General features: G+C 47.3%; 24 protein-coding genes. 12 read left to right on the top strand and 12 right to left on the bottom strand.

Annotated elements, in window-relative coordinates; all coding sequences use genetic code 11:
* Positions 1 to 2: 2 nt before the first annotated feature.
* The 12 genes from L0Y31_RS19840 to L0Y31_RS19785 all read right to left on the bottom strand — a co-directional run bounded on the left by L0Y31_RS19840 (position 3) and on the right by L0Y31_RS19785 (position 10,438).
* The gene (locus tag L0Y31_RS19840) at positions 3 to 914 is read right to left on the bottom strand and encodes a ribonuclease Z (RefSeq protein ID WP_234734825.1); all 912 of its coding nucleotides are present in this window, start codon (positions 912 to 914) and stop codon (positions 3 to 5) included.
* 51 nt (positions 915 to 965) lie between these two features.
* The gene (locus L0Y31_RS19835; RefSeq protein WP_234734824.1) at positions 966 to 1,382 is read right to left on the bottom strand and encodes an STAS domain-containing protein; all 417 of its coding nucleotides are present in this window, start codon (positions 1,380 to 1,382) and stop codon (positions 966 to 968) included.
* Between the two features lie 86 nt (positions 1,383 to 1,468).
* Entirely contained in the window at positions 1,469 to 2,416 is a 948-nt protein-coding gene (locus L0Y31_RS19830; RefSeq protein ID WP_234734823.1) for a phosphoribosylaminoimidazolesuccinocarboxamide synthase, read from the bottom strand.
* Positions 2,417 to 2,426: 10 nt separating this feature from the next.
* Complete coding sequence (locus tag L0Y31_RS19825) at positions 2,427 to 3,602, bottom strand: acetyl-CoA C-acyltransferase (protein WP_234734822.1); 1,176 nt, start codon at positions 3,600 to 3,602, stop codon at positions 2,427 to 2,429.
* Between the two features lie 26 nt (positions 3,603 to 3,628).
* Positions 3,629 to 4,342, bottom strand: a complete 714-nt coding sequence (locus L0Y31_RS19820; protein WP_234734821.1) for a tetratricopeptide repeat protein — start codon at positions 4,340 to 4,342, stop codon at positions 3,629 to 3,631.
* 17 nt (positions 4,343 to 4,359) lie between these two features.
* Positions 4,360 to 5,322, bottom strand: a complete 963-nt coding sequence (locus tag L0Y31_RS19815; RefSeq protein ID WP_234734820.1) for a vWA domain-containing protein — start codon at positions 5,320 to 5,322, stop codon at positions 4,360 to 4,362.
* 252 nt (positions 5,323 to 5,574) lie between these two features.
* Positions 5,575 to 6,165 (bottom strand): hypothetical protein, encoded by a 591-nt coding sequence (locus L0Y31_RS19810; protein WP_234734819.1) that lies wholly within the window; start codon positions 6,163 to 6,165, stop codon positions 5,575 to 5,577.
* 49 nt (positions 6,166 to 6,214) lie between these two features.
* Complete coding sequence (locus tag L0Y31_RS19805; RefSeq protein ID WP_234734818.1) at positions 6,215 to 6,496, bottom strand: hypothetical protein; 282 nt, start codon at positions 6,494 to 6,496, stop codon at positions 6,215 to 6,217.
* Between the two features lie 312 nt (positions 6,497 to 6,808).
* On the bottom strand, positions 6,809 to 7,558 hold the full coding sequence (locus tag L0Y31_RS19800; RefSeq protein WP_234734817.1) for an N-6 DNA methylase: 750 nt from the start codon (positions 7,556 to 7,558) through the stop codon (positions 6,809 to 6,811).
* 99 nt (positions 7,559 to 7,657) lie between these two features.
* Entirely contained in the window at positions 7,658 to 7,927 is a 270-nt protein-coding gene (locus L0Y31_RS19795) for a hypothetical protein (protein ID WP_234734816.1), read from the bottom strand.
* Between the two features lie 61 nt (positions 7,928 to 7,988).
* Positions 7,989 to 8,834, bottom strand: a complete 846-nt coding sequence (locus L0Y31_RS19790; protein ID WP_234734815.1) for a DUF7192 family protein — start codon at positions 8,832 to 8,834, stop codon at positions 7,989 to 7,991.
* Between the two features lie 116 nt (positions 8,835 to 8,950).
* A complete protein-coding gene (locus L0Y31_RS19785; protein ID WP_234734814.1) occupies positions 8,951 to 10,438 on the bottom strand; it encodes an AAA family ATPase in 1,488 nt (495 codons plus the stop codon).
* A gap of 237 nt (positions 10,439 to 10,675) precedes the next feature.
* Between L0Y31_RS19785 and L0Y31_RS19780 the strand changes: the two genes are divergently transcribed.
* The 12 genes from L0Y31_RS19780 to L0Y31_RS19725 all read left to right on the top strand — a co-directional run bounded on the left by L0Y31_RS19780 (position 10,676) and on the right by L0Y31_RS19725 (position 22,888).
* Positions 10,676 to 11,266: a ParB N-terminal domain-containing protein gene (locus L0Y31_RS19780; protein WP_234734813.1), complete on the top strand. Its 591-nt coding sequence runs from the start codon at positions 10,676 to 10,678 to the stop codon at positions 11,264 to 11,266.
* Positions 11,245 to 11,949 (top strand): ATP-binding cassette domain-containing protein, encoded by a 705-nt coding sequence (locus tag L0Y31_RS19775; protein WP_234734812.1) that lies wholly within the window; start codon positions 11,245 to 11,247, stop codon positions 11,947 to 11,949. Before L0Y31_RS19780 ends, L0Y31_RS19775 begins: the two co-directional genes overlap by 22 nt.
* Positions 11,892 to 12,329, top strand: coding sequence for a GNAT family N-acetyltransferase (locus L0Y31_RS19770; protein WP_234734811.1), 438 nt, complete (start codon positions 11,892 to 11,894; stop codon positions 12,327 to 12,329). The genes L0Y31_RS19775 and L0Y31_RS19770 overlap by 58 nt, the downstream gene beginning before the upstream one ends.
* Positions 12,330 to 12,339: 10 nt before the next feature.
* Positions 12,340 to 12,780 carry a hypothetical protein gene (locus tag L0Y31_RS19765; RefSeq protein ID WP_234734810.1) on the top strand — a complete coding sequence of 147 codons (441 nt, stop codon included), beginning with the start codon at positions 12,340 to 12,342 and terminating at the stop codon, positions 12,778 to 12,780.
* Positions 12,781 to 12,917: 137 nt separating this feature from the next.
* A complete protein-coding gene (locus tag L0Y31_RS19760; protein WP_234734809.1) occupies positions 12,918 to 14,240 on the top strand; it encodes a PBSX family phage terminase large subunit in 1,323 nt (440 codons plus the stop codon).
* A 93-nt stretch (positions 14,241 to 14,333) separates the two neighbouring features.
* Positions 14,334 to 14,606, top strand: coding sequence for a hypothetical protein (locus tag L0Y31_RS19755; RefSeq protein ID WP_234734808.1), 273 nt, complete (start codon positions 14,334 to 14,336; stop codon positions 14,604 to 14,606).
* Positions 14,603 to 15,586 carry a hypothetical protein gene (locus tag L0Y31_RS19750; protein ID WP_234734807.1) on the top strand — a complete coding sequence of 328 codons (984 nt, stop codon included), beginning with the start codon at positions 14,603 to 14,605 and terminating at the stop codon, positions 15,584 to 15,586. The genes L0Y31_RS19755 and L0Y31_RS19750 overlap by 4 nt, the downstream gene beginning before the upstream one ends.
* A gap of 6 nt (positions 15,587 to 15,592) precedes the next feature.
* Complete coding sequence (locus L0Y31_RS19745) at positions 15,593 to 16,066, top strand: hypothetical protein (protein ID WP_234734806.1); 474 nt, start codon at positions 15,593 to 15,595, stop codon at positions 16,064 to 16,066.
* Positions 16,066 to 16,584, top strand: coding sequence for a hypothetical protein (locus tag L0Y31_RS19740; protein ID WP_234734805.1), 519 nt, complete (start codon positions 16,066 to 16,068; stop codon positions 16,582 to 16,584). Before L0Y31_RS19745 ends, L0Y31_RS19740 begins: the two co-directional genes overlap by 1 nt.
* 1 nt (position 16,585) lies before the next feature.
* The gene (locus L0Y31_RS19735) at positions 16,586 to 17,347 is read left to right on the top strand and encodes a hypothetical protein (RefSeq protein WP_234734804.1); all 762 of its coding nucleotides are present in this window, start codon (positions 16,586 to 16,588) and stop codon (positions 17,345 to 17,347) included.
* A gap of 28 nt (positions 17,348 to 17,375) precedes the next feature.
* Positions 17,376 to 17,714 carry a hypothetical protein gene (locus L0Y31_RS19730; protein WP_234734803.1) on the top strand — a complete coding sequence of 113 codons (339 nt, stop codon included), beginning with the start codon at positions 17,376 to 17,378 and terminating at the stop codon, positions 17,712 to 17,714.
* 80 nt (positions 17,715 to 17,794) lie between these two features.
* Entirely contained in the window at positions 17,795 to 22,888 is a 5,094-nt protein-coding gene (locus tag L0Y31_RS19725; protein ID WP_234734802.1) for a tape measure protein, read from the top strand.
* Positions 22,889 to 22,893 lie beyond the last annotated feature (5 nt).

Here is a 22,893-nt window from a genome sequence, read left to right as displayed (position 1 = left end):
GGCTAAAGCTCAATTGTCTGCCCTTCAATGGCCAGGTAAGTTTCGGGGAAAACGCTACGTGCTTCGGCCAGAAAACCATCCGTTTGTTTGTAGCGGGACGAGAAGTGGCCAATCAGGAGCCGACCCGCCGCCGCTTTGGCCGCAATGGTAGCCGCCTGCCGGGCGGTCGAGTGAAACACTTCGATGGCACGTTCCGTGAGGTCGTCCAGAAAAGTGGCTTCGTGGTACAAAACTTCGACCCCCGCGATTTGGTCCAGAAAACTCTCTGTATAGCGCGTATCAGAGCAGAAGGCATACGACCGGGACGGCGGCGCCGGAAGCGTGTAATCAGCCTGACTATACAGAACATTTCCTGCCTCATCGGAGATATCCTCTCCATCTTTTAAGCGCCGCAGGTAATCAATAGGCATGTCGGTCGGTAGCTTTTCTTTGATCAGTTTCCGTTTTCGGGGCTTTTCGCGGAAAATATAGCCGGTGCAGTCGATGCGGTGCTCCAGCGGAATGCTTTCGACAGCCAGATGCGGCAAATCGAGCAACAGCGTTGGCTGGGTCGGATCGGTTTCCTGAAAATGCAGCGCAAAACCCAGGCGCGTGTCGGAGTAACGAAATTGGAGCGTCAGAATGTCCACCAGTCCGCGCGGCCCAAACAGGTAAAGGTCTTCCTGCCGTCCCGCCAGATTAAGGCTGGAAAGCAGTGCAACCAGACCGAAGTAATGATCGCCGTGCAGGTGACTGATAAAAACATAGCGAAGCCGACCAGGACGTAATTTATGTTCCATGAGTCGATACTGGGTTCCTTCCCCGCAGTCCACAAGGAAATAATCACTATCAATTTCCAGTAAGTGTGCGGTAGGGTGCCGGCCCAGCATGGGGGTTGCCGAGCCACTACCCAGTATCGTCAGGTTAAAATTCATTAGCTAAACAGCTACAGGTTAGAATCAGAAACAAAGCGTAGGTGCCAGAAATCAAGGTTCGGAAGTCGTGCTGCCTTCAAACCCATCATAGCTGTCATCTTCTTCGTTGCGGAAATCGTTTTCAAGATCGTTCATAAAAACGGCGTCAATGGCCTCTTCAATGGTAGGCAGAATGGTTAAATCCTGAATCTTGAAGGAATCCAGCAAATCAACCGTGCTATCCTTATCGGTTACCAACACAAGTAAACCTAACTCGTTGGTGCATTGACGATTAATTTTCCGAATAACGCCAACACCACCCGAATCTACATCGTCAAGTGGGCTGAAGTCGACAATAAGGTTGCTGTATCCCTCGCGGAACAGGCTACGAGCCAAGGTCTCAAAATCAGCGGGCACTTCGCCCCCAAACGATGTTTCTTGTAGCTTGATGAGTGCGTACTGCTCGTTTTTCTCAACTGTGTAATTCATATAGTTAATTCGATACCAGACAGAAATAGTATTAAGGCTCGTCGCTACAAAACTAACTTTCCTGTCAAAACAGGCAAGTGTTTACGTTAAGAATAGCTAACGGCAAGAGAACGTCGAATGTTTTCTTCAACACGCGTAAGGCTGTTTTCAGTCTCACTACGCACAAATGACTGTCCTGTCACCTTTTCGTATAACTCAATATATCGGGCCGAAATCTGGCTGATCCATTCGTCGCTCATGGCGGGAACGGTCTGCCCTTCTTTCCCTTGAAAATTATTGGCGATGAGCCATTCGCGGACAAACTCTTTGGAGAGTTGCTTCTGGGCAGTTCCGGCTTGCTGGGAGGCTTCGTAGCCATCGGCGTAAAAATACCGGGAAGAGTCAGGCGTATGAACTTCATCGATCAGGTAGATCTGGCCATCCAGATTGCCAAACTCGTATTTCGTATCTACCAGAATTAAGCCCTGTTCGGCTGCCATTTCGGTGCCCCGCTGAAACAACGCCAGCGCAAACTGCTCCAACTGAACGTATTCCGCTTCGGCAACAATGCCTTGCTTTAGGATTTCCTCGCGGGAAATATCCTCGTCGTGGCCTTCGTGCGCCTTGGTGGTCGGTGTAATGATCGGCTGGGGTAGCTTGTCGGCTTCCTTCAGGCCTTCGGGTAGCGTAACGCCGCAGAGTGTGCGGTGGCCCGCCTTGTACTGCCGCCACGCATGACCCGCCAGATAGCCCCGAACGACCATTTCAACGGCGTAGGGCTGGCATTTCAGACCAACGCTCACGTTTGGATCAGGAACGGCAAGCAGCCAGTTGGGAACCAAGTCGGCGGTGGCTTTCAGGAAATGGGCTGCCGTTTGGTTCAGCACCTGGCCTTTGAACGGAATTGGACGTGGCAAAACGACATCGAAGGCCGAAATCCGGTCGGTGGCAACCATCACCAGACGGTCTTCAAACGAATACACATCCCGTACTTTACCCCGGTAAAAGCTGGTCTGGCCGTCGAACTTAAAATTAGTTTCTTGAATTGCTGTCATTTATGTAGCGTTACATTTTCTCAATCACCAGTGCTGAAGCACCGCCGCCGCCATTGCAGATGCCAACGGCACCAATACGGCCCTTATTTTGGTGTAACACGTTGGTTAGCGTAGTTACAATGCGTGCGCCCGAAGCGCCCAGGGGATGCCCCATCGAAACGGCTCCGCCAAAAACATTCAGTTTTTCTTGCGGTACATCCAGCAATTGGCTGAACACCAGTGGAACAACCGAAAACGCTTCGTTTACCTCGTAAAAATCAACCGCGTCGGGCTTGATACCTGCCCGTTTCAACGCCGCGGGAACCGCCAGAGCCGGCGTGGTTGTAAACCAGGCTGGTTCCTGTTCCGCGTCGGCATAGCCCAAAATACGGGCCAGTGGTTTCAAACCCAGCTCCTCGGCTTTTTTCAAACTCATAATCACCAGAGCCGAAGCTCCATCATTGATGGTCGAAGCGTTGGCCGCAGTAACGGTTCCGTCTTGGGTAAAAGCCGCTTTCAAAGTCGGAATTTTGTCGAAAAAGACGTTTTTGTATTCTTCATCTTCCGAGATAGTCACGCTGCCTTTGCGACCCGGCACTTCCACTGAGACGATTTCGGCTGCAAACTTACCGTTTTGTGTCGATTCTGCCGAACGCTTATACGATTGGATTGCATAAGAATCCTGTTCTGCGCGGCTAATACCGTATCGTTTGGCCGTTTGATCCGCAAAAACACCCATTGCGCATTGGTCATACGGATCAACCAACCCATCTTTGGCCAGTCCATCTATCAGCTCTCCATTGCCATATTTATAGCCAAAACGAGCCTTTGGGATGTAGTAAGGAGCATTCGACATGCTTTCCATGCCACCCGCCACAATAATATCGGCCTGTCCAAGCTGAATGGTTTGGGCAGCCATCATGATGGCTTTGGTGCCCGAAGCACAAACCTTGTTGACGGTTGTACAACGGACATTTACCGGCAAACCGGCCTTGAGAGCCGCCTGCCGAGCCGGTGCCTGCCCCAGATTAGCCGACACAACATTGCCCATAATTACTTCCTCTACCTGTTCAGGCAGAATATTAGCACGCTGTAAGGCTGCTTCAATGGCTTTTGCGCCTAGTTCAGTGGCGGATAAATTGGCAAAAACGCCGCCGAAACTACCAATAGGGGTCCGGACGGCCGATATGATAACAACTTCGTTCATGCTCGCTTTTCTGTGGTTTTGTTGAGCTACCAGCTTTTAAAGTCCCGTCGGGAGTCAGCTGATGGATTGGATGATTTGCGTTGCTGGATGTATTGAACTTCATTTTCCTGCAACGAATTAAGCAATTGGATAACCTGTTCTTCCGATAAATTTAAAGAGCGTAGCCGGCGTAAAAGCTGGGCTTTGCTATCGTTTTTCTCTACTTCATTGCCTCCGTTGGGTTGCCCTGCCGCCAGTTCTTTTTCCGAGGAGCTGGCGTTGGCCTTCATGGGCTGTTTTTGTCGGCTGTTTTTTTGAGGTGGTTTTTTACCCGAAAAAGATTTTCGAATCAATTCATAATCAAACTGTGCTTTCGTATTGCGGGGTTCAACATTAAGGGCCTGCCGAAAAAAAGACAAAGCCGTTGCCGAATCAGTCTGCTGGCAAGCAATAATGCCTAACTGGACGAGAGCCGCCGCCGATAACTCCGGTTTTTTAACCTTGGCAACCTGCTGGTAATAGCGTTTGGCTTCTTCATAACGCTCTAGCTGGTAATAAGCGTGGGCCAAATCCAGGCGCGCTGAAGGCTCGACAAACATGGACGAACGGATCAACAACTCGTACTGCTCAACAGCTTCGCGAAAACGGCCTTTTTCGTAAGCACTTTGGGCTTTTTGCCGCGCTACGTTTTTCTGTGATATTTGTTCGAAAGACCGATTGTCCCAAATCCAGAGTAAAATGGATAAAATCAAGTAGGTCATACTAAAATAAACAGCGCTTATAGTTTAAACGTTCGAACGCTGACCATCAGATCAACGCTGATGAACAGCAGGGCTATTGCCAGAAAATAATAGTATTTATTAGAGGTTACCGTTATTTTCCGCTGATCAATCAGGCGATTTTCGAGGCGCTCGATGGCCGAAGCGAGGGCGGTAAGATCGCCGGAAGAAGAGTTAATTTCCAGGTAAGAGCCCCGGGCTTCCTGCGCCAGTTGGCGGAGATAATCCCGGTTCAGGCGCGTGCGAACCACCTTCCCTTCTTTATCCCGGATGACCCCGTTCCCCGCTGGAATTGTGCTGCCGCCTTCATTGCCCACGCCCACAATATACAGCGGGATCCCGTAAGAACGTAATCGACGCAACTCTGGACTCTCACAGGTACCGAAATCTTCGCCATCGGTAAGAACAACGATTACTTTGGTTTGCGTGTCGGCGTTGGGACCTTTCAAGAGTTTCTGAACGGCTAGATCAATGGCCGAGCAAAGATTTGTCCCTGATTTAGGAACAAGTCGGGTAGAAAGCGAAGCGATAAACGTGGTCAGTGCTGTTTGATCGGACGTCAGGGGGGCATGGACATACGCTTCCGTTGAAAAAACCAGTAACCCAAAGCGGCTTCCCGACAAGGTTTTTACCAATTTATTCAATTCAAATTTGACTTTTTCGAGACGGGAGGGAGCCACGTCATTAGCATCCATCGATTTTGAGACGTCGACGGCCAGGTAAATATCTTTCCCTTCGGCCACCAATTCGCGCTGGGCTTCCCCAAACGAAGGACCCAGAAGTGCCGCCAGAAGGAGTGCTAGTGCACCGGTGCGCAGAAAAAATTTAGGAATTACGGCCCATGCGGTTGTGCGTAACTGACGGGCTAACCAAAAAATTCGGAAGAAGTAAAGGGCATACAGCACAAAAAAAATGGCAATGATAAAAAAATCTGTGCTGGTCAGGCTATAATTCCAAGTCATTTAAAAAAGAGCTACCAAGCTGAAAACGAACCTTTTCGGGGCTATTCGCTTAGGGTGAAAGTGCGAAATTAGAAGAAGAATTCAGACAATCCCTCTACTCCTCTATAAATTAGCTAGTTACATGGTGTACTGCTACTGCTGCTGAAACAGTGCTGAAACATTCTGTAAAATCACTTCTAAATATAAGAAGAAACCCCGACCGCAAAGCAGCCGAGGTTGTCCAGGTTATACTCAAAAATCTAACTAAGGTTTTTATTCGGTGCTCGTTTCCTGCTCCGGTTCTTCTGCTGCTTTTAACATTGGGACCTGAACATCCAGCCAGTTCAAACGCTTTGCCGTTTCGAACATCGCAAGAAGCGAAATGGTATTGGACATATGCATTACTGTTACTTCTACTTGCTCATAGCCGCTATAGGTCATTAACTGCTGCCGAACGATTTTCCGAAGAATGCCCGCCCAGTGAACTTCAATCTGTCGCATAGCTTGGAGGGTTCCGGTTTCAGCATTGATTAAAGCAACCGTGATTGTTTTTTTGTCATGGTCACGGAGCCAGGGGCCGCGGTCGTCTCCGCTCATTCGGTATACGTTCAGACTATGGCTGAATGCTGCATCCTGATCGGGAAAGGTTAGGAGTAAAAAAGGAACCTGCTCAACATTGCTATATAAACCTACTGCCATTGAATTTGAAGGCCAGTAAGCCATATCCTGTTCAATCGATTCGGAAAAGAAAGCCAGTGTCAGGAATTCCGTATTGGTGATAAGCATTAGTTGTTCCTTGCCAGGATTTATATTGGCGATCGGGAATTGCTCACCGATAATATAGGTTACTTCGTGATAATACATAGTTAGTAGTAATATTAACAGAGTGATTATTTGTCAATCAAACGGAGGATTAATTTACTGGGTTGTTATTCATCTCTTCCTTTAGTTGCTTATTCAGCGTTTCGAGGAAAAAAACTGCATCCTTAAGCATCTCCACAGTAATAGAGTCCTCAAGACCATCTGGATCGTAGATGTATAGTTCATGTTCGGAATGCCAGTATATAAGCCCCCAATGCTCTTCAAGGGCTGCACATGACTCATCGTCCCGAAACATTAGAAGGTACTTTCCTATAGCGTCGTTGAAGTTTGCGCGAAGTATCTCGCCAATCAGAAAAAGAGGTGGATTATTCATTTTGTCAAAATTTGGAGGTTTGATTTATCAGTCTTACAATTTATTAAGGCAAAAACTATCGCCTTTTGCAAATAGGTTGGTGAACGTTGTAGAGTAAAAAAGAACTCGAATTGTGGGGTATTCCCCTGGAACGCTATCAACAGGCTCAGAGCAATCCATGATCTTTTCGTCTGTATAAATCTTGTCGCAATCCGTATTGATTTCGCAGGCATAGGTACCAGACGGAATTGTTATCGTATGCGTGTAGGGGTTATTCTCTTCCATCTTGTGACGATTATTTAATGATTATTAATACTATTATTAACAATTGATTTAATAAAAATCCATTTGTTTACTTAGGTGGAGGGCAATTCGTTGGCTCACTTCTGACAGTTGTTCCAAAGGTTGTGGATCTGCAACTGCTGGAGTTCTGTTTTCTCGTAGTCGGTAGTGCCAGCCGCCTAAAATGTGAGCTGGTGTGTACCAGGCTTCGTGAATTTCCATCGTGAGGGTATTGCCCAGATAAACAACCGCTGGAATGTTCAGTAAGGTAAATTGCAGGTAAGCCATGTGTACGCAGCGCCTGTCTATGTCGATAGCGGACACATGCAGGCATTGCTGATAATTGATACCTTTTCTCAGCATTACATTGGCAAAGGCTATCACCATTGCTCCAGCTCCGACGGCGGGCTCCTGTAAAGTGATAAAGCCTTGGCCGTCAATTTTGCGGATAACTTCGTCCGGATTAAAAGCCATTTCCGAAATCATCCGGCATAAATCGTAGGGAGTAAAGAACTGGCCAGCATGTTCGTTGTGGATTTCCAGTTCGTGAAAGAGTTCCCCCATTACATCGCGCGGCGCCCGTTCTAATTCCTCTGTAAGCATACCCAAAAGCGTCGGAAACTGCTTTCGTTCTTCGAGGCTATCATACTTCTTAATTGTGTTGAGGTAGCGCTCCTCCCGTTGCTGGTAGTTGTGCCGGTCAACAGCGTTGGAGTAAGCGCAGGCACCTAGTTCGCAGAAGTCAGAAAATATATTGTATACCCCGTATTTGGGTGCTAATCCGCGAATGATTTTAGCCATTTCAAGCATGTCGGAAACGATTTGTAGATTTACAAATGAGATTTAGAAAATGCCGATTCTGAGCCAGAAAGGGCGTTTTTATATTTGTAATTTTACAAATCACTTTCCTCCATAAATCTCTTTTAGCTTTTCAATCGAGCTAAGGATATATTTTCTAGTATAGCCCTCTTTGGGGTCCAGCATATGTTTTATGTGTTCCTCTGTATTACAGAAGGGGCAGGGGTCTTCGCCGCCTTGCGTCAGGCCGCCGTCTTCGTAGCTATCCAAATCCCAGAGGAATCCGTTTATGCAGGTTGCATCGGGATAGCTTGCGTTGAAAAAGGGAAATTCAGGGCATGTGTTCACTTTTGGAGTTTGAGATTGTTCCATGGGTAGTTAAATTGTTTTGAGTTGAGGAAGCCCCGGCACCGATACCGGGGCAGTACTGGAATTAATTCTGGAGAAGCTCAGGTAAGCCGATTTCGGGGAGGAACGTTTCGGTTTTGAAGAGGCGTATGTCAAACCTCCGACTTTCATAGTGGCGTACCGAAGGAAATAAAAGCTTATTATCCCAGGTGTTTTGTTCGTTCGCTATCTCTGTATAGCCATCAACACCAAAGAAGTTACTACCTGAAAGCTTCGTATAAGAAGGTAAGAAGCCCTGAAAGGCTATCATAACGTAGAAATATTGATTTAGGAACACAGCGGCAAAAACTCCTAGGTTAAGTGGCTCCTGATAGTCTTTAAAGAGAATGTCAACGCCAAACCGTTTGCCTTTTTTGTGAGGAGTAATTAAGTCTACCCGTGCAAGAATACGGCATCTAATATTTTGACTTTCGAGCTGATCCAGAATATCTAGGATCATTGAGTAATAAGCAAAAATATGTACCATGCTAACAACCTTAGGGCGGCTAAGGCGTATGCGAACATCACAAAAACGTACTTGGCTATTATGTGAATATTCAATCATATTCTCTGGGTCTCCCATAAGGAATCGGCCTACATCAACGTGATCGCCAGCATAATCATACTGATAGTTTAATTCAACATTCTTTGATTGAACAGGGAGAGATTGGCGGTATTTTAAGAAAGCTTCAAGCGTATCGTGGTCGCCGTCTGTTACCAGCTCCTTAAATTTTTCGCAATAAAGCTTGATGTGTAGAGGGTCACCATCCTTTTGCTCCAGCTTCTCTGTTGCTTCAATAAATTCTAATGGACTGTTAAATGAACCAATCTCGGTAACCTCTAATTTGGTAAGCTCTCTTAGCAGTTCAATGGTGATTTTTGATTTCTTCATGGCAGTAAGTTGTTTTGAGTATATACACAAAGTTAATATTAATATTAACAATGAAAATAAATAACAACAAAAATCCCGATAAAAAAGGCCGGCAGTTATCTACCGGCCTGTCTGTATTAGGCTGCTGCCTGATTCGGTATTTCTAATCCTTTAGCGGATCGTTCGTTATAGAATTGTCCGAAAACCTTTACTACTCGTTCTGCCATTTGTGTAGGCATTCCTTTAAGGATTCGGGTTTTTAGTGCGTATTCAGGAGTAAATCCGGCTTCGATCAATTTGCCGCCTAAGATCGTAGCGCGAGGACTGATAACTACACGTTCGTTGGCTAGGTCTTTGCGCAATTTCTGGGTAAAGTTGCAGAACCATTTGTTAGGTGCCAGATTGCGCTCCAACGTTTCATCATAGCCAAATTCAATCACACTAAAGCGGTCGAGGGTTGCGGCATCCAGTTGATTCCGTCCGACGTATTGACGATCTGGGCCGGTTCCAAATGTATTGGCACAAGCGATTAGAATAAAATCGGCATGCTTGCGTACCATTTGATCTGCAAAGGCACATACTGAATTAGAAAGGGCCGAGTTCAAAACCGCGATTACATTTGGGTTGCCGGCATCTACTTCGTCCAGGACAAACACGCCTCCGTTTTCGTAAGCTTTGCGGAACTCAGTTGTTACATAATTTCCGTTTGCATCGCAGTAGCCTAATAGTTCGGCTTTGCTAGTCTGGGCGCAGACGGATTTGCAATAGAAATCTAAGCTTAATGCTTCGGCAACTTGTTCGCAGACAGTTGTTTTGCCTGAACCAGCTGGGCCAACCAGTAGCACGTTGTCACGAATTGCCGCGTGGCGTAGGATGTTCTCAAATTCTTTATGAACCTGACCGGTTACGGCTTTCGGTTCTGCATTATTTAATGTTACCTCAATTCGGGTTACACCTAATTGATCCATTCGCCCGTTAACCAATTTCTCAACCGCTACAAGAAGGGCTTTCTCTGTATCTTCTGATTTTTTTATCAGTTGATCATTCAACTTGCCGAACTCTTCCTTTACCAGTTTTGAAATTTGGTCAGGATCAACATTGGCATTCATTGCTGCAAGGGCTTTGCTCAACATCATTGCCGCTTCCTGAACGCTTGGGGCAACTTCATTCTTAGGCTCTACTACTGCTGTTTCAACTTCAACAACAACTGGCGCGGCTTCAGCTGGCTTCTCTTCAATAGCTGGTTGTTCGGCTGGTTTTACTTCCTCTGTTGCAACCGGTGCGGCTTCAACTGGTTTTACTTCTTCGGTTACCGTCGGTGCAGGAGCTTCAACTGGTTTTACTTTCTGTTTTGGCTGAGGAACGTCAACAACTGGAACTTTTACTGCTACTGACTTAGGTGCTGGGGCTGCATCTTTATTCAGAGCTTTGAATGCATTGTACAAAGTACGACGTCCGCCTTTTGGGTCTAACGTTAGATTCAAAGCGTTACAGATTTCTACCCAACCAGTTTCTTTCGAGTAGCCCATCGCTACAGCGTACTCCTCTTTCGTGCTGTAGTTTTTAGGATTCAGAATAACAACGTTTGAAGCGTTAGCGATTGCGGAGGTAGTTTGAGCTGTCATGTTAGTTAGATTGTTTTGAGTTGTGTTATTGTTCTGTTTTGTTATCACAAAGTTAATATCAATATTAATAATGTCAAGGGTAGTGTTAATATTTATTTTTCGATGAAGATTTAATTCTGCTGGTAAAGTTGCCAGAAATCCGCAGAATAGCGGGTTTTAAGCTATTTAATTAGGTTCTTGGGCTTTTTCGATTGTTAATATTATTATTGTCTGAAATTTTCGACAAACCCAAGGCGTATGAAATTAGAAGTATCAACCGCATTACATGATCTACCTTTCATCAATACGGCGGATTTGTATGATCTACAAGGCAACCTAAAAGACTTGACGGAGAAGAATTATAAGCTCCTTAAAAAGTCGATTGAAAAGGAGGGCTTTATTATTCCTCTGTTTGTATGGTTCGAACCGGAATCAGGAGTGCCGTACACGTTGGACGGAAATCAACGCTGCCGGGTAATCAGAACTGAGTTTCCCGACGGCGTGGAGCTGCCTTATATAGAAGTTCACGCGACCGACAAAGCCGACGCTAAGAAGAAAATCCTGCTGATTTCATCGCAGTATGGGGAAACCACAAAGGAGGGCTTTGATGAGTTCGTGGCTGAAATCCCAGATACAAGCTTTATCAAGGATTTGACCACGTTCACTGATTTTCTGGACAAAGAAATCAAGAATGCCCCGAGCGGCGGTGGTGACGACTCGGGCGGCGGTGCTGCTGACTACGAAACCAAGTTTGTCCTAGAAATCACGGCCAAAGACGAGGCAACCCAGCAAGAAATGTATAACGAAATGATTGAAAGGGGATTCACATGCCGAGTTTTGACATTGTAAAAGTCTCCGACCCTGGCCAGTCGTTTCGCGTTGCGTCGGTCATGGGTACGTTTGATCTGCAAGCCTCCAAGATTGAAGAGCGTTTCACTGGGCAGATAGAGCCGCCTGCGGGTTGGCAAGTTGGTTTGATCGTTGGAGCGTCTGGTACCGGCAAGACTACGATAGCAAAGCACTTGTTCCCGGACTCTTACGTGACTGCATTTGAATACAAAGCGGGTTGCATTCTGGACGACATGCCGGCCAATTGTTCGGTGCAGGATATTACAACGATGTTTTCCGCCGTGGGGTTTTCGTCGCCACCGTCGTGGCTGAAGCCGTATTCTGTACTCAGCAACGGGGAAAAGATGCGGGTAGACCTTGCCCGGTCACTGCTGCTTTCTGATAAGCTGATTGTATTCGATGAGTTCACCAGCGTAGTGGATCGGGTAGTTGCCCAGGTTGGGAGTCATGCTGTACAGAAAGCAATCCGGCGCACCGACAAGCAGTTTATTGCTGTCACTTGCCACTACGATGTTGAGGACTACCTGCAACCGGATTGGGTATTCGATACCAACACAATGACATTCAGAGTCCCGGAGGTGACGGACCGAAAAAAGTCCGGTTTGTCGTCGATTTCTACGAAGTCGTGCGACCCGACCGAAAACGCGAACTATGGAAGGCATTTGCTAAGTATCACTACCTAAGCGATTCTTTCAACGTGGCGGCCCAGGTGTTTGTCGTAACCGTGAACGGGCAACTGGCTGGGTTTACCGCCGTGCTGAACTTTCCCCATGCGATAGTTAAGAACGCGCTAAGGATTCACCGAACGGTAGTGCTGCCGGCCTTTCAAGGAATCGGCTTGGGTATCACGCTGCGGAATATGATTGCGGCTCGGGTAACGAGTCAAGGCAAGCAGCTACTCACAACTACAACGCACCCGGCATTGATTCGGCAAATGCACAATGACCCGCGCTGGGTATGCACCTTCAAAGGGCGCCATTCAAAGCCGGGCAAGAAATCCAAGTTACAAGTCTCTTCCTGCAACCGATTAACAACTAGCTGGAAGTACGTGCCACCTAAATAATAGCTGAGAAATGGGACGCAAACAGGCGGAAATAGATTGGGCTAAAGTGGATTCCATGCTTCGTGTCATGGAGACCGGTACCGCTATTGCCTGCGCCTTGGGAATACACGAAGAAACTCTATACCGAGCTGTCAAGCGGGAAAAGAAAATGGACTTTCAGAAGTACGCCCAGAGCATGAAGGCCCAAACTTTATTCAGCTTGAAGGCTATGCAATTCAAAGTGGCGTACGGGTACAACACCACATTGACGGACGAAAAGGCATTGATTGACCCCAAGACCAGAGAGCGTAAGGTTACAGAGATGCGAACCAAGACCGTCGAACATGAGCCTTCTGTCACCATGCTAATTCACCTGGGGAAACACTATCTGGGGCAAACCGAGGATAAGGATAAAGATACTATTCCAGGCTGGGATATTGTCGGTGATGAGGAAGAAGAACTCACAGAATAGCCGGTGTAAAACTTGCATCTTTTTTGTACATCCGTTTCTGGGGATTCTCAAAAAGTGGTTCTGTTGTGCTTTAAACGCGGTTTTTGACAAAAGCAGTTCACCTAAAAAGGTGATGCAAACTTACATCTTTTTTGTACATGGCAAAGGTAGTGCCGTTGAATCGGGAGGCTGTTCGCCCGATTATTGACATTTCGAAGCGAAAGGCAAACTTACTCCGTAACTATCACGATCTGGATAAGCGGGCCAATACGCCTTACGTGGCTAACATGGGCGGCGGCGGTTCGGGTAAGTCTCATTCAACGGCTCAATACCTCGTGAAACGCTTGATGCAGAAAAAGCATAAGCTACTTGTCATTCGTAAGTTTGCTACTACGCTTAACGATTCAGTAGTTGACCTGTTCCTTAGTAAAGCACTACCATTCTGGGGTCGAGTCGAGGATCGAGATTATACCTTCAATAAGAGTTCACGTAAGATAACGTTCCGCAACGGTTCAGTGATCATCTTCCGGGGTTTGGATAACCCGGAGAAAATGAAGTCAATCACGGGCATTACACTCGTCTGGGTCGAAGAAGCCAGTGAACTATCGCAGAATGAATTTAAAATCATGTCGGACCGGATTCGGGGTGAGCCTCAAATCTATTTGACATATAATCCAATCTCTGAGCGTCACTGGCTCAAAGCCCGGTTCCACGATTCGGACGATCCGCGGATTACGTGTCTATTCAGCACGTATCTGGATAACCCGTTCGTCGGTCAGAAGTACGTTGAGGACATGGAGTGGTACAAGGAGCACGATGAGGAGCATTACCGCATCTATGCCCTTGGCGAATGGGGACTGATTCGACCAGAGAACCCGTACTTTACGACCTTCAAGGCATTCATGAAGGGCGTAACGAAGTACAATCCTCACTACCCAGTTCACGTAACCTTTGACTTTAACGTTAAGAATACTGCGTTAATCAGTCAGCACTTCGACGGGGAGCGAGTAGAGTACCAGCGCTTAATTCAGGGCGGCGGTGACTTGGAAGACATTTGCCGACAGATTGCATTCGACTACCGACACAATCAGATTTACTTTACTGGTGACGGTTCGGGCAACAACGGTTCAGCTTACACATCCGGCAACCAGTCCGGTTGGGAGTTGATAAAAATGTACATGGATAAGTACGGGCATGACTACTGCGATTACAGCCGCGTTCCACGGTCTAACCCGTCAACGGCATCGGGCCGCCAAATCACGAACGCACTGCTTGCCCACTTCGGAAAGCGTCTGATAATCGATCGGGAATTGTGCGGAATTTTGCTTGATGACGTTGAACGGATGCGCGCCCTGAGCAATGGGTCACTTGACAAGAAAGATTGCGAAAAATACAACTATGGGCACGCTGGAGACTGTTTCCGATATAGTTTATACCATTTTGAATACGATACTTATAAAAGCTTGGGTATTGCTGCCTAGGAGTTAATACAGAATTAATTTTTTCTTTCCATTTGTTAATATTAATATTACCCATGAAAACTAAATCATCTTCGATGTATTCATTTTCAGACAATGAGTTTTGATAAGGCCCAACACGATAAAATGACCCAAACGCTAATTGCTGCGGGTGATTTGCTGGTAAGCCAGTCAAAAGAGTTAGCCTCCCCTGAGCGTATGGCGGCACTCCGACTTATCAATGACGCTCTGGTACAACTTATTTCATACAGTGACCGCCAACAGAGTACGGGTATGACTGCTCTGGAGGAAAGGTTGAGAGCGCACCATTCGCGCAAAGCAGCCATTGAGTTTAGCCGATTTGAGAACCTGAAAATGAATGCGAAATGAGCGAATTACTGTTTTCTAAATTCGTTGGTTTACAGGGTGTTAGTGCTGACGGGATGAAGGTTCACGTTAACGAACTGCCGGGCATTAGTGCAGAACTAGCCGATGCCGTTGCCGAAGGTGATGACGATGCTGCCGAAGTTTGGGAAGGAACTCAGAAACTAGCCCAGGAAAAACTACTGACTAGCCTTGAAACTGAACTGGCTAAGTATGCCAACTTTCGACATGTTGCTGCAACGTTGGACCAACCCCGGCCAATACTGCCCGCACTGATACAAAATTCCGCTGCGTGTTATCTTGGGCTTTCTATCTTCGTTCCCTACGCAGGTCGCCATGCTGCTATGAAGCTGGAAAATATCGTGTTTATCAGCACAACCAGCGCAACAACAATCTTAAAGGTGTTCGACCTGATGTTGGGTACAGAACTGCACTCGCAGGAACTGACTGTTATCTCAGGTTTGAATAAAATCCCGATTGAGATTGATAAGGTTATCCCCGTTGAATTTCAAGGTGTTGACGTATTTGTAGGCGTTGACATTACAAACCTGACATTGCGGGAGTTGGAACTTGCCCCATGTCCTGAACTGATATATGTATCAGCTTGTGATTTGGCGCTTGATGGGCCTTATGATCGTTCTGATTTGCAAGAGGCTGTCTGCTGCTTTCATGTTGATGCTTCGCTAATCTGTGATATTGCCAGCGTAGCCAGACAGTTTTCACAACGTCTGTGGTGGGCTTATGCCTATCGATGCGGAATTGTCCTGCTGGAAAAGAAACTGGCTTCGTCGAATGTCAACCTGTTTACCAACACGAACCGGATGAATACAGAGGACAACATTGCGCACTACAAAGAGGAAGCCCGAAACCGGACCAGCCAAGCTGCAAAGCTGATCTTTCAGCAATTGCAGGACTCAATCTGTTTGTATCAGGCTCCAGAGGACCAGCCTGGAGTGTACATGGGCAGTTTTGTAAACGGCCAATAAGATGCTATGCTGACAGACATTTATTCCAATCTGCTTGAAGTGCTGTATCGCGAGCAGGAAAGATTGGAGGCTATCAAATCTGGTACACCTCGCAATCTGAGGAATACGGCTGAGGTAGCGGCTGAATTGGTTCGTAGACGTATTCAGGAGAGCGGGAGGAATGTGGCAGGGGTGCAGATGACCACGCAGGCCCGCGAACGGCTAGGTAAGTATTCGAAATACCACGGTCGGACGCGTCAACGGCTTAATTTACAGGTTGCTCAAATTGACTTCACGATGAATGGTAATTTAATGAGTGCCTGGGGCGTATTGAGTTCGGATGCAGACGGTTCCAGCGTTGGATTTGACAATGATGAAGCTGCCGAAATTGCGAACCATCTGGAGGGTTATTTTGGGGAGGCTTTTGGAATGACCAATGACGAGCGTAACCGTGCCGTGAACGGCTTTTTAGATCAAGTACACGAAACCTTCAATCGCTAATGGTAGTCGATTCACTAACCAAAATTAATCAACGTATTGCTAAGGCTTTATCGGGTAAACGAATTGAGGCTAATGGTCTGGCCACACTAATTCATTTGCAAAGTGAGAACGGGGTAAGACCCGTCATTGCTGCCGAAAAGAACAGGCCGTTTGTTCTCGATACGAAAAACTTCGATGTTCAGTTGCTTCACATCTTTACAGGGGGAGGAGCGCCAATTAAACAGCCTTACGGTGCATTCACGAAGCATGTCTACAATCTGAGCTTTACCCTCGTCTGTGTATCAAAAAGCCACTTATTACCAGCCTGTTTGAATGGGTTGGATTCTACCCGAAGTATTCAGGTTGATCGTTTCAGCGTAGACACAAACGCGATAATTGGCGGTGTTCTGCGCGTTCCAATTAATCAGGATAAGAGTTACCCGCCTGAGTTGTTCGCCTGTTCTGTCAACTATACGTTGGCCGGGGTCTCTCAACAGGATATTGAATTGTTGTACAGCGTCATCGAATTAGAAGCCTAATATGCATCCAGAGTTTAAGAAATCGCTCGAAAGGGGAGAGATCGAGCCAGCAATTTTACCCGATGGGACGCCTTTTGTTCGGGATGAAATTACCTATTACCAAGCTACCCAGGGAGGTATCAATATGTACATGGGGCGTTTTCACTCATTCTCGGATGTTCTGCGCAAACATGATGCGTTGAAGATTTCCAGCGAATTGATGGATACGGCTCAGGCTACGAAAGCGGATCTGTTAAAGCAGGCTTTGCTGGTCATGCAAACTAATCCCGGACAGGCCCAGGATTGCATTCGTGAAGTGCTGACCATTGAGGATCGCATTAACCAGCGTCGGGAGTTTGGGCTTGATGTGAATCAAGTTTATGAAATCAGTTCAATCTGGTATTTTTCGGAAGAGGAAGACCCCGCAGTAATTGACAAAAAGACGAACAAACGGAAAATCGAAAGCTGGATGGAGTTTCCGGAGCTGTACGGTTTTTTTTTACGCACACTTGTCGGCAGCTTCGTACCCTTGTCGGCGCTTGTAGACAAAGACATCCTGGAATATATCCAGAATCTCAATCTACTGGAACAGTTGGACTTGAGCAGAATAGCCTTGCAGTACAGGACGGCTGGGTTAAAGAGCGGTACGAACTTGCTTATCGCGTCGCGTCTGGAGACATTGAACGCATACGAAAATTTGATCGACTTACTGTCGAGGAATACCACATCTATTTTGACACATGGCTCAGAAACAGAGCCAAAGAAGGAAGTAACGACACCGTAACCAATTAACTTAGTAACTTAGTACCAGTATGTTGAAAGTTTTTACTCGCCAGCAACAGGACGTTGCATTGTTAGAAAATTATCTGTTCAATGTCCGTTATGCTAACCCTTTGTCCGTTATCCAAATTGAACCCGAAGAATTGGCTCTGGATTGCTTCCTTCAATGCCATATCTTTTTAGCCGACTCCCATGCTGATACAGCGTGGTACAACGAATTTAAAACTCTTCTTTATCGCCTGTTCGATATTCGACAGCAATCGAAACGTCAGGCTAATTGCGTTATTGAAACGCTGTCATTCGTAATGAAAGCCCAGAGCATTCTTAGTGAGATTCCCAGTCAGCCGAAAAGAAATTCTGAGCTTTGCTAATACTTTTGTTAAGAATAGATTTTCTATAGAAAATTAATTATTAACAATTCTTACCTTCGCGGGTAGTCAACCCCCTTATTATGACTACCCGCGAAGAAAACGTTCGGTTTAAATTTGATGCTGTTTCCAACCTTCCCACGATTGAGGAGCAGCTTAAGTCTCTGATTGAATTAACTCAGAGACAAGAACAGGTTGTCAAGCAACAAGCTACTGGCTTACAACAATCGGTTGCCCAGCAGGAAGCCGCTTTGGAGCGATTGAACAAAGCGTGGAAAGAGCAAGGCGGGGCCATTACTACTGTCAAAGATGCATCGGCCCAACAGACTGCCAAGCTGAAAGCCGACCTTGACCAACAGACTGCACAAGTCAAATCCTCAGAAGCCCAGAAAACAGCCACTGTCAAGGCCGAAGCCGCTGAACGCACGGCGGCCGCCAAAGCTGAAGCCGACCAGCAAACTCTTGTGTTAAAAACTGCGGCTGAAGAACAGTTGCTTGCTGCCAAAGCTGCGGCTGAGGAGCAATTGATTATTGCCAAAGGGATTGCCAACCAGACAACGGCTCAGCTCAAAGCAGAACTAGACCAGCAAACTTTAGCGGTTAAAGCCAATCAGGACCAGCAAACAGCCATTGTTCGAAATGAGCAAAACCGGCAGACAATGATACTCAAGGCCGAACTGCAACAGCAGACGATGGCCTTGAAAGATCAAAACGACATGATTCGGGATTTTCGTACCCTTGTCGCGTCTGCGTTTGGGGCGTATGAAATCTACGATTTTACGAAGGCGGTCATTGATGCTAAATCCAAACTGGATGTTTTCAAGACCGGTATTACCCAAATGATCGGTTCCAAGCGGGAAGCCAACGAGCTGTATAACGATGTTATTCGCCTGGCTAAAGAAACCCCGTTTGAAATCGAGGCATTGATGGACACGACGTTTACCCTGAAGGGTATGGGCGTTGCCACGGCTGAACTGGTACCGACACTTGAAGCGCTGGGCAACATGGCCGCCGTTGTTGGTCAGGATCGTCTGCCCCGGATTGCCAAAGCCTTTACGGATGTGCAAAGTAAGGGCAAGCTGATGAAGCAGGAGCTAAACCAGTTTGCCGAGAATGGGGTGCCTCTCTATGATCTGTTGGCTGACTCAATGGATAAAACGCGCAGTGAAGTCATTAAGATGGCAGAAGCGCACGAAATCAGCTTTGCGCAGGTCAAGAAAGCCATTTTCGATGCTAGTTCAGAAGGTGGACGCTATTACAACCTGATGGCATTGCAGGCGCAGACACTAGGCGGTCGAATGTCTAACCTGGCTGATACCTTCTTTGTGGCAAAAGGACGGATCGGGGATTTCTTCGAAAACGGATTGTCGAGGGGCATTTCAGCCATGTCCGACTTCATTGATGTAACGGTTGGAAGTGAAAGCGCCATCAAGCGAACCATGAACGCGCTGGCTACGGCGGCAACCGGTTGGATTACCTATCGAACAGCCGTTACGCTTTCCAACGCGCAAACGCTTATTGCTACGGGTCGAGCAGCAGATTTGTCCGTTGCTCAAATCTTACTAACTAGAAACACCGCTGGCGTAACCGCAATTATGGCCGGGGCGACAAATGGCCTCCGGGCGATGTGGGCCGCTATGGTTGCTAACCCGATTGGTGCAGTTGTTACCTTGCTTTCCCTGGCTACAACTGCCTTCTTCGCCTTCAAAACTGTCAATGAAGAAGTCGGGGAGGTTGTCGGTCAACAGGAGATGGAATTGCAGAAAGAAATGTCTACCCTGCAAGCTCTGACCAAGATTGCCACGAGTGCTAAAGAAGGCACAAAAGAACGGGCGGCGGCTATTCAGGCATTGATCAACAAATACCCGGATTACTTCGCCGGACTTGATTCTGAGAAAGTCAGTAACAATCAGCTTAAAGGTATTCTGGATCGGGTCAATGCATCCTACGACAAACGCATTGAATTGGCCCGGGAAGCCTACAAAGTTGACCAGTTGCAGAAGCGCCAGCAGGAATTGTTGCAGCAAGAGGCTGAACTCATGGAGCGCGTTGCCAAGCGGCTACCGGAAGAACTAGTGAATCGCATCGGTGGGGATAGCAAGAAGCTGCTCACCGAGATTAACAAAAGCGTAGAAGTCTACAAACAGGTGCAGGGAGGGCTTGGCAGTACGTTCGATAACCTGATCAACGGGGATATAATCAAAGCTACGCTCAGGTTACAGGACGGCTTTAAAGAGGTGCAGCAGGGGTACGACCGGCATGAACGTCGGATGGACACCGCCCGTCAGTCTTCAATAGAAGCGTCAACTGCCGCCGAAAACAAACGGCATGAGGAAGTAATCAAAAACCTCAAAAAAGGCACCCAGGCTTACGAGAAAGAAGATAAGCTGCACAGAGATACCCTGGCCAAAATTGCCGGTACCTTTCACGAAGAAGAGTTGAAAGGGATGGATGACCAGGGCAAGAAGAAGAAAGCCAAAGCGGTGCTCAATGCATCCGAGCTGGCGGTGATCGAAACGGGCCTGAATCAGAAAACCCTCGAAGATCGGCTTAAACACCTGGACGCTTTGGAAAAGGCAGAAGTTGACAAAATGAATCACAAAAAGATTTCTGTCGAGAAAGCCGAGTCCGAGATCAAAGCCATTCATCAGAAGTACAATGACCTGCGGACTAAGGAAGAATTCGACTACTGGCAGAAGTTGTCGGCCAAGATTGATGAAGTCGGTCTGTTGGAAGCCCGTGGGTTTAATGAGCGTGAGCGTTCGCTAAAAAAACACATCAAAGATGCGAATGAGGCGGCTAAGGAGCTGGAAAACTACGAGAAGATCATTCAGGAGTCTCGCAAGGAGACAGCCAGAGTTACCCAGGAGACGACCGAAATGGAAAAGAACCTGCGGGTTGAGGCGGCCCGTATGGTGCTGTCTGAAATGGGCAAAATGGAAGGTGTCTTCGGTCAGCTTGCCCGACTAGCAGGTAAAGCCTTTGATGATCTGGACTCCCTGACGGGCAAAACCGAAGCTATTGCGGCCTCCAAAGTCCTGGCGGCGAAACAGCACCTGATTGTTTTGGATGGCATGTACGCCGAAGATGACAAGAAAGGGCAGGCGTTGATTGAAAAGCAGAAAGGTGTCATTGCTGAAGCCGAGAAAAATCTGGTCGAGGCGAAGGCCAAAGGGCAGGTTGCGTTTACCGCCGTGGCGATGATGGCTGTTGAAATTATCAGCTCCATTGAAGGAGTCTTGTTTCAAATGGCAGTTTCCAGCGCCCGAGCCGTTGCGGAATCAATCACTTTCCTACGTGATGCACTGGTTGATTTTTACAATTCGGCTCTAAAACTCAATGAAAGCACCTTGAGCCTGGAACTGGAGAACTTCAAGGGCAGCTACGCCGATCGGGAAAAAATCATTCAAGACTTTTACGCCAAGCAGGTTGAGTTGACCAAAAGCCGGGATTTAGTCGATGCCCAGTTATCTTATTCATCCAGCGTTTTAGAAATTAACGCCAATACGACCGAGCGTTTGGGGGAAATCTGGGATTTCAAGAAAGGGGCTTTTGGCGCAGGTTTCTCCCTGGCTATGATCAAGACGTTGATCCTCTGGAAAGAAAGCAAAGCTGAAATGGAGGCGGCTGAGATACGGCATCAGGCCAATTTGGAGCAAATGAAAATTGCCCAGTTGGAACTGGATATGCAACGTTTGAAGGATGAGCGTGATCTGAATATTCAGAAATTGCAAGAGGAACTGGACGCGTTCACTCTAACGAAAGAGGCTGAAATTGACGCGGCAGAGGCTTCCCGTGATGCCAAGAAAGCGGCTCTGGAGGAAGAACTTCGGGCCTACAAAGAAACCAAAGATGCCGAGATTGCCAAGCTGAATGAAACCTTAGCCCTGGAGAAAGCGGCTGCTGAGCAGTTCTATTCCGATAAGCAGTTGCGGCTTCAGGAAGACGACCGGTACCGGAAACAATTGTTGGCGGAAGGGGAGGCCAGGGAGGTTGCGGCGTTACAGGCGGCCCGCGATCGGGAACTAGCCCGGGCGCAATCGGCTCAGGAACGTACTGAAATTCTCAATGCGTTTGAAAAGCTGATTATGGATAAGCACGCCGAATACCAAACGGCGGTTGGGGATAAAACGAAGGAAATTTCGCTGGCTAATAAAGAGGCCAAACAGCAGGAAGCCGATGCGATTCGTAAGCTCGAGGAGGAGACCAAAAATCAGGTTGATGCCTTGAAGGATGAGATGGCCAAAAAGGATAAGGAAACGCAGGATCTGATTAAAAAGAATAACGAAGAAACGGCGGCTGAGATCAAACGCCTAAAGGATGAGATTGCGGCGAAGGATGCTTCGATTATGGCCCAGATGACTTCGACCAATAATGCGTATAAGGAGGAAGTCAAGAATGCGCAGCGTGCCATCTTCGAGGCTACCAAAGCGATGAAAATAGCCGAATTAGAAGCAGAGATCGCCATTCTACGCGGGAAGTTTCACCTGTTTGGTATTGGTAAGGGAAAAACCAACGCGGCGATTGATCAGCTATACGAGGCCATTGCGGTGATTCAATCGCTGCACTTTGCCAAGGGTACCGAATATGTAGATTCAGATAAACATCCTGACGGAATTGATACGGTTCCGGCGATGCTGACCAAAGGGGAGCGGGTGCTTACGGTCGAGCAAAATCGGGCGCTGGGTGAAATCAGCAATGATGAATTGGTTAAAATCGTGAACGGTGCTCGCTCTTTCTTCTTTCAAGGAACGCCATCGGTGTTGGGCCTGGGGCATCCTGACGGTGTTGATACGGTTCCGGCCATGCTGACCAAAGGTGAACGGGTAATTTCAGCCGATCAGAACAACCAGATTGGCGGTGCTGGTCTATCCAATGAGGTATTGGTGAGAAAAATCAGCCTGCATGATCAGTTAGCGGCTCAGTTCCCCCAACTGCTTGACCCGACACGCTGGTCGAGCATGGCACACTCCATTAGTCTACCTGCGAATATTGATTCAGGAAGTACACCACCTGTAGTCAATTTAGGCGAAATGGTTGGCGCCATTCAGGACATGCAACGTACACTGGAGAACAAGAAACTGGTAAACGTCAGCATTGATCGAAATGGCTTTGGTATTTCCGTCGCTGGCACCCAATCAAAAGAGAATTACTACGGCAACCTTTTTCAACGCTAAAGCCG

The organism is Tellurirhabdus bombi (assembly GCF_021484805.1).
Taxonomy (GTDB): domain Bacteria; phylum Bacteroidota; class Bacteroidia; order Cytophagales; family Spirosomataceae; genus Tellurirhabdus; species Tellurirhabdus bombi.
Note: the sequence above shows the minus strand (reverse complement) of the source record. Positions and strands in the feature narration are given on the sequence as shown.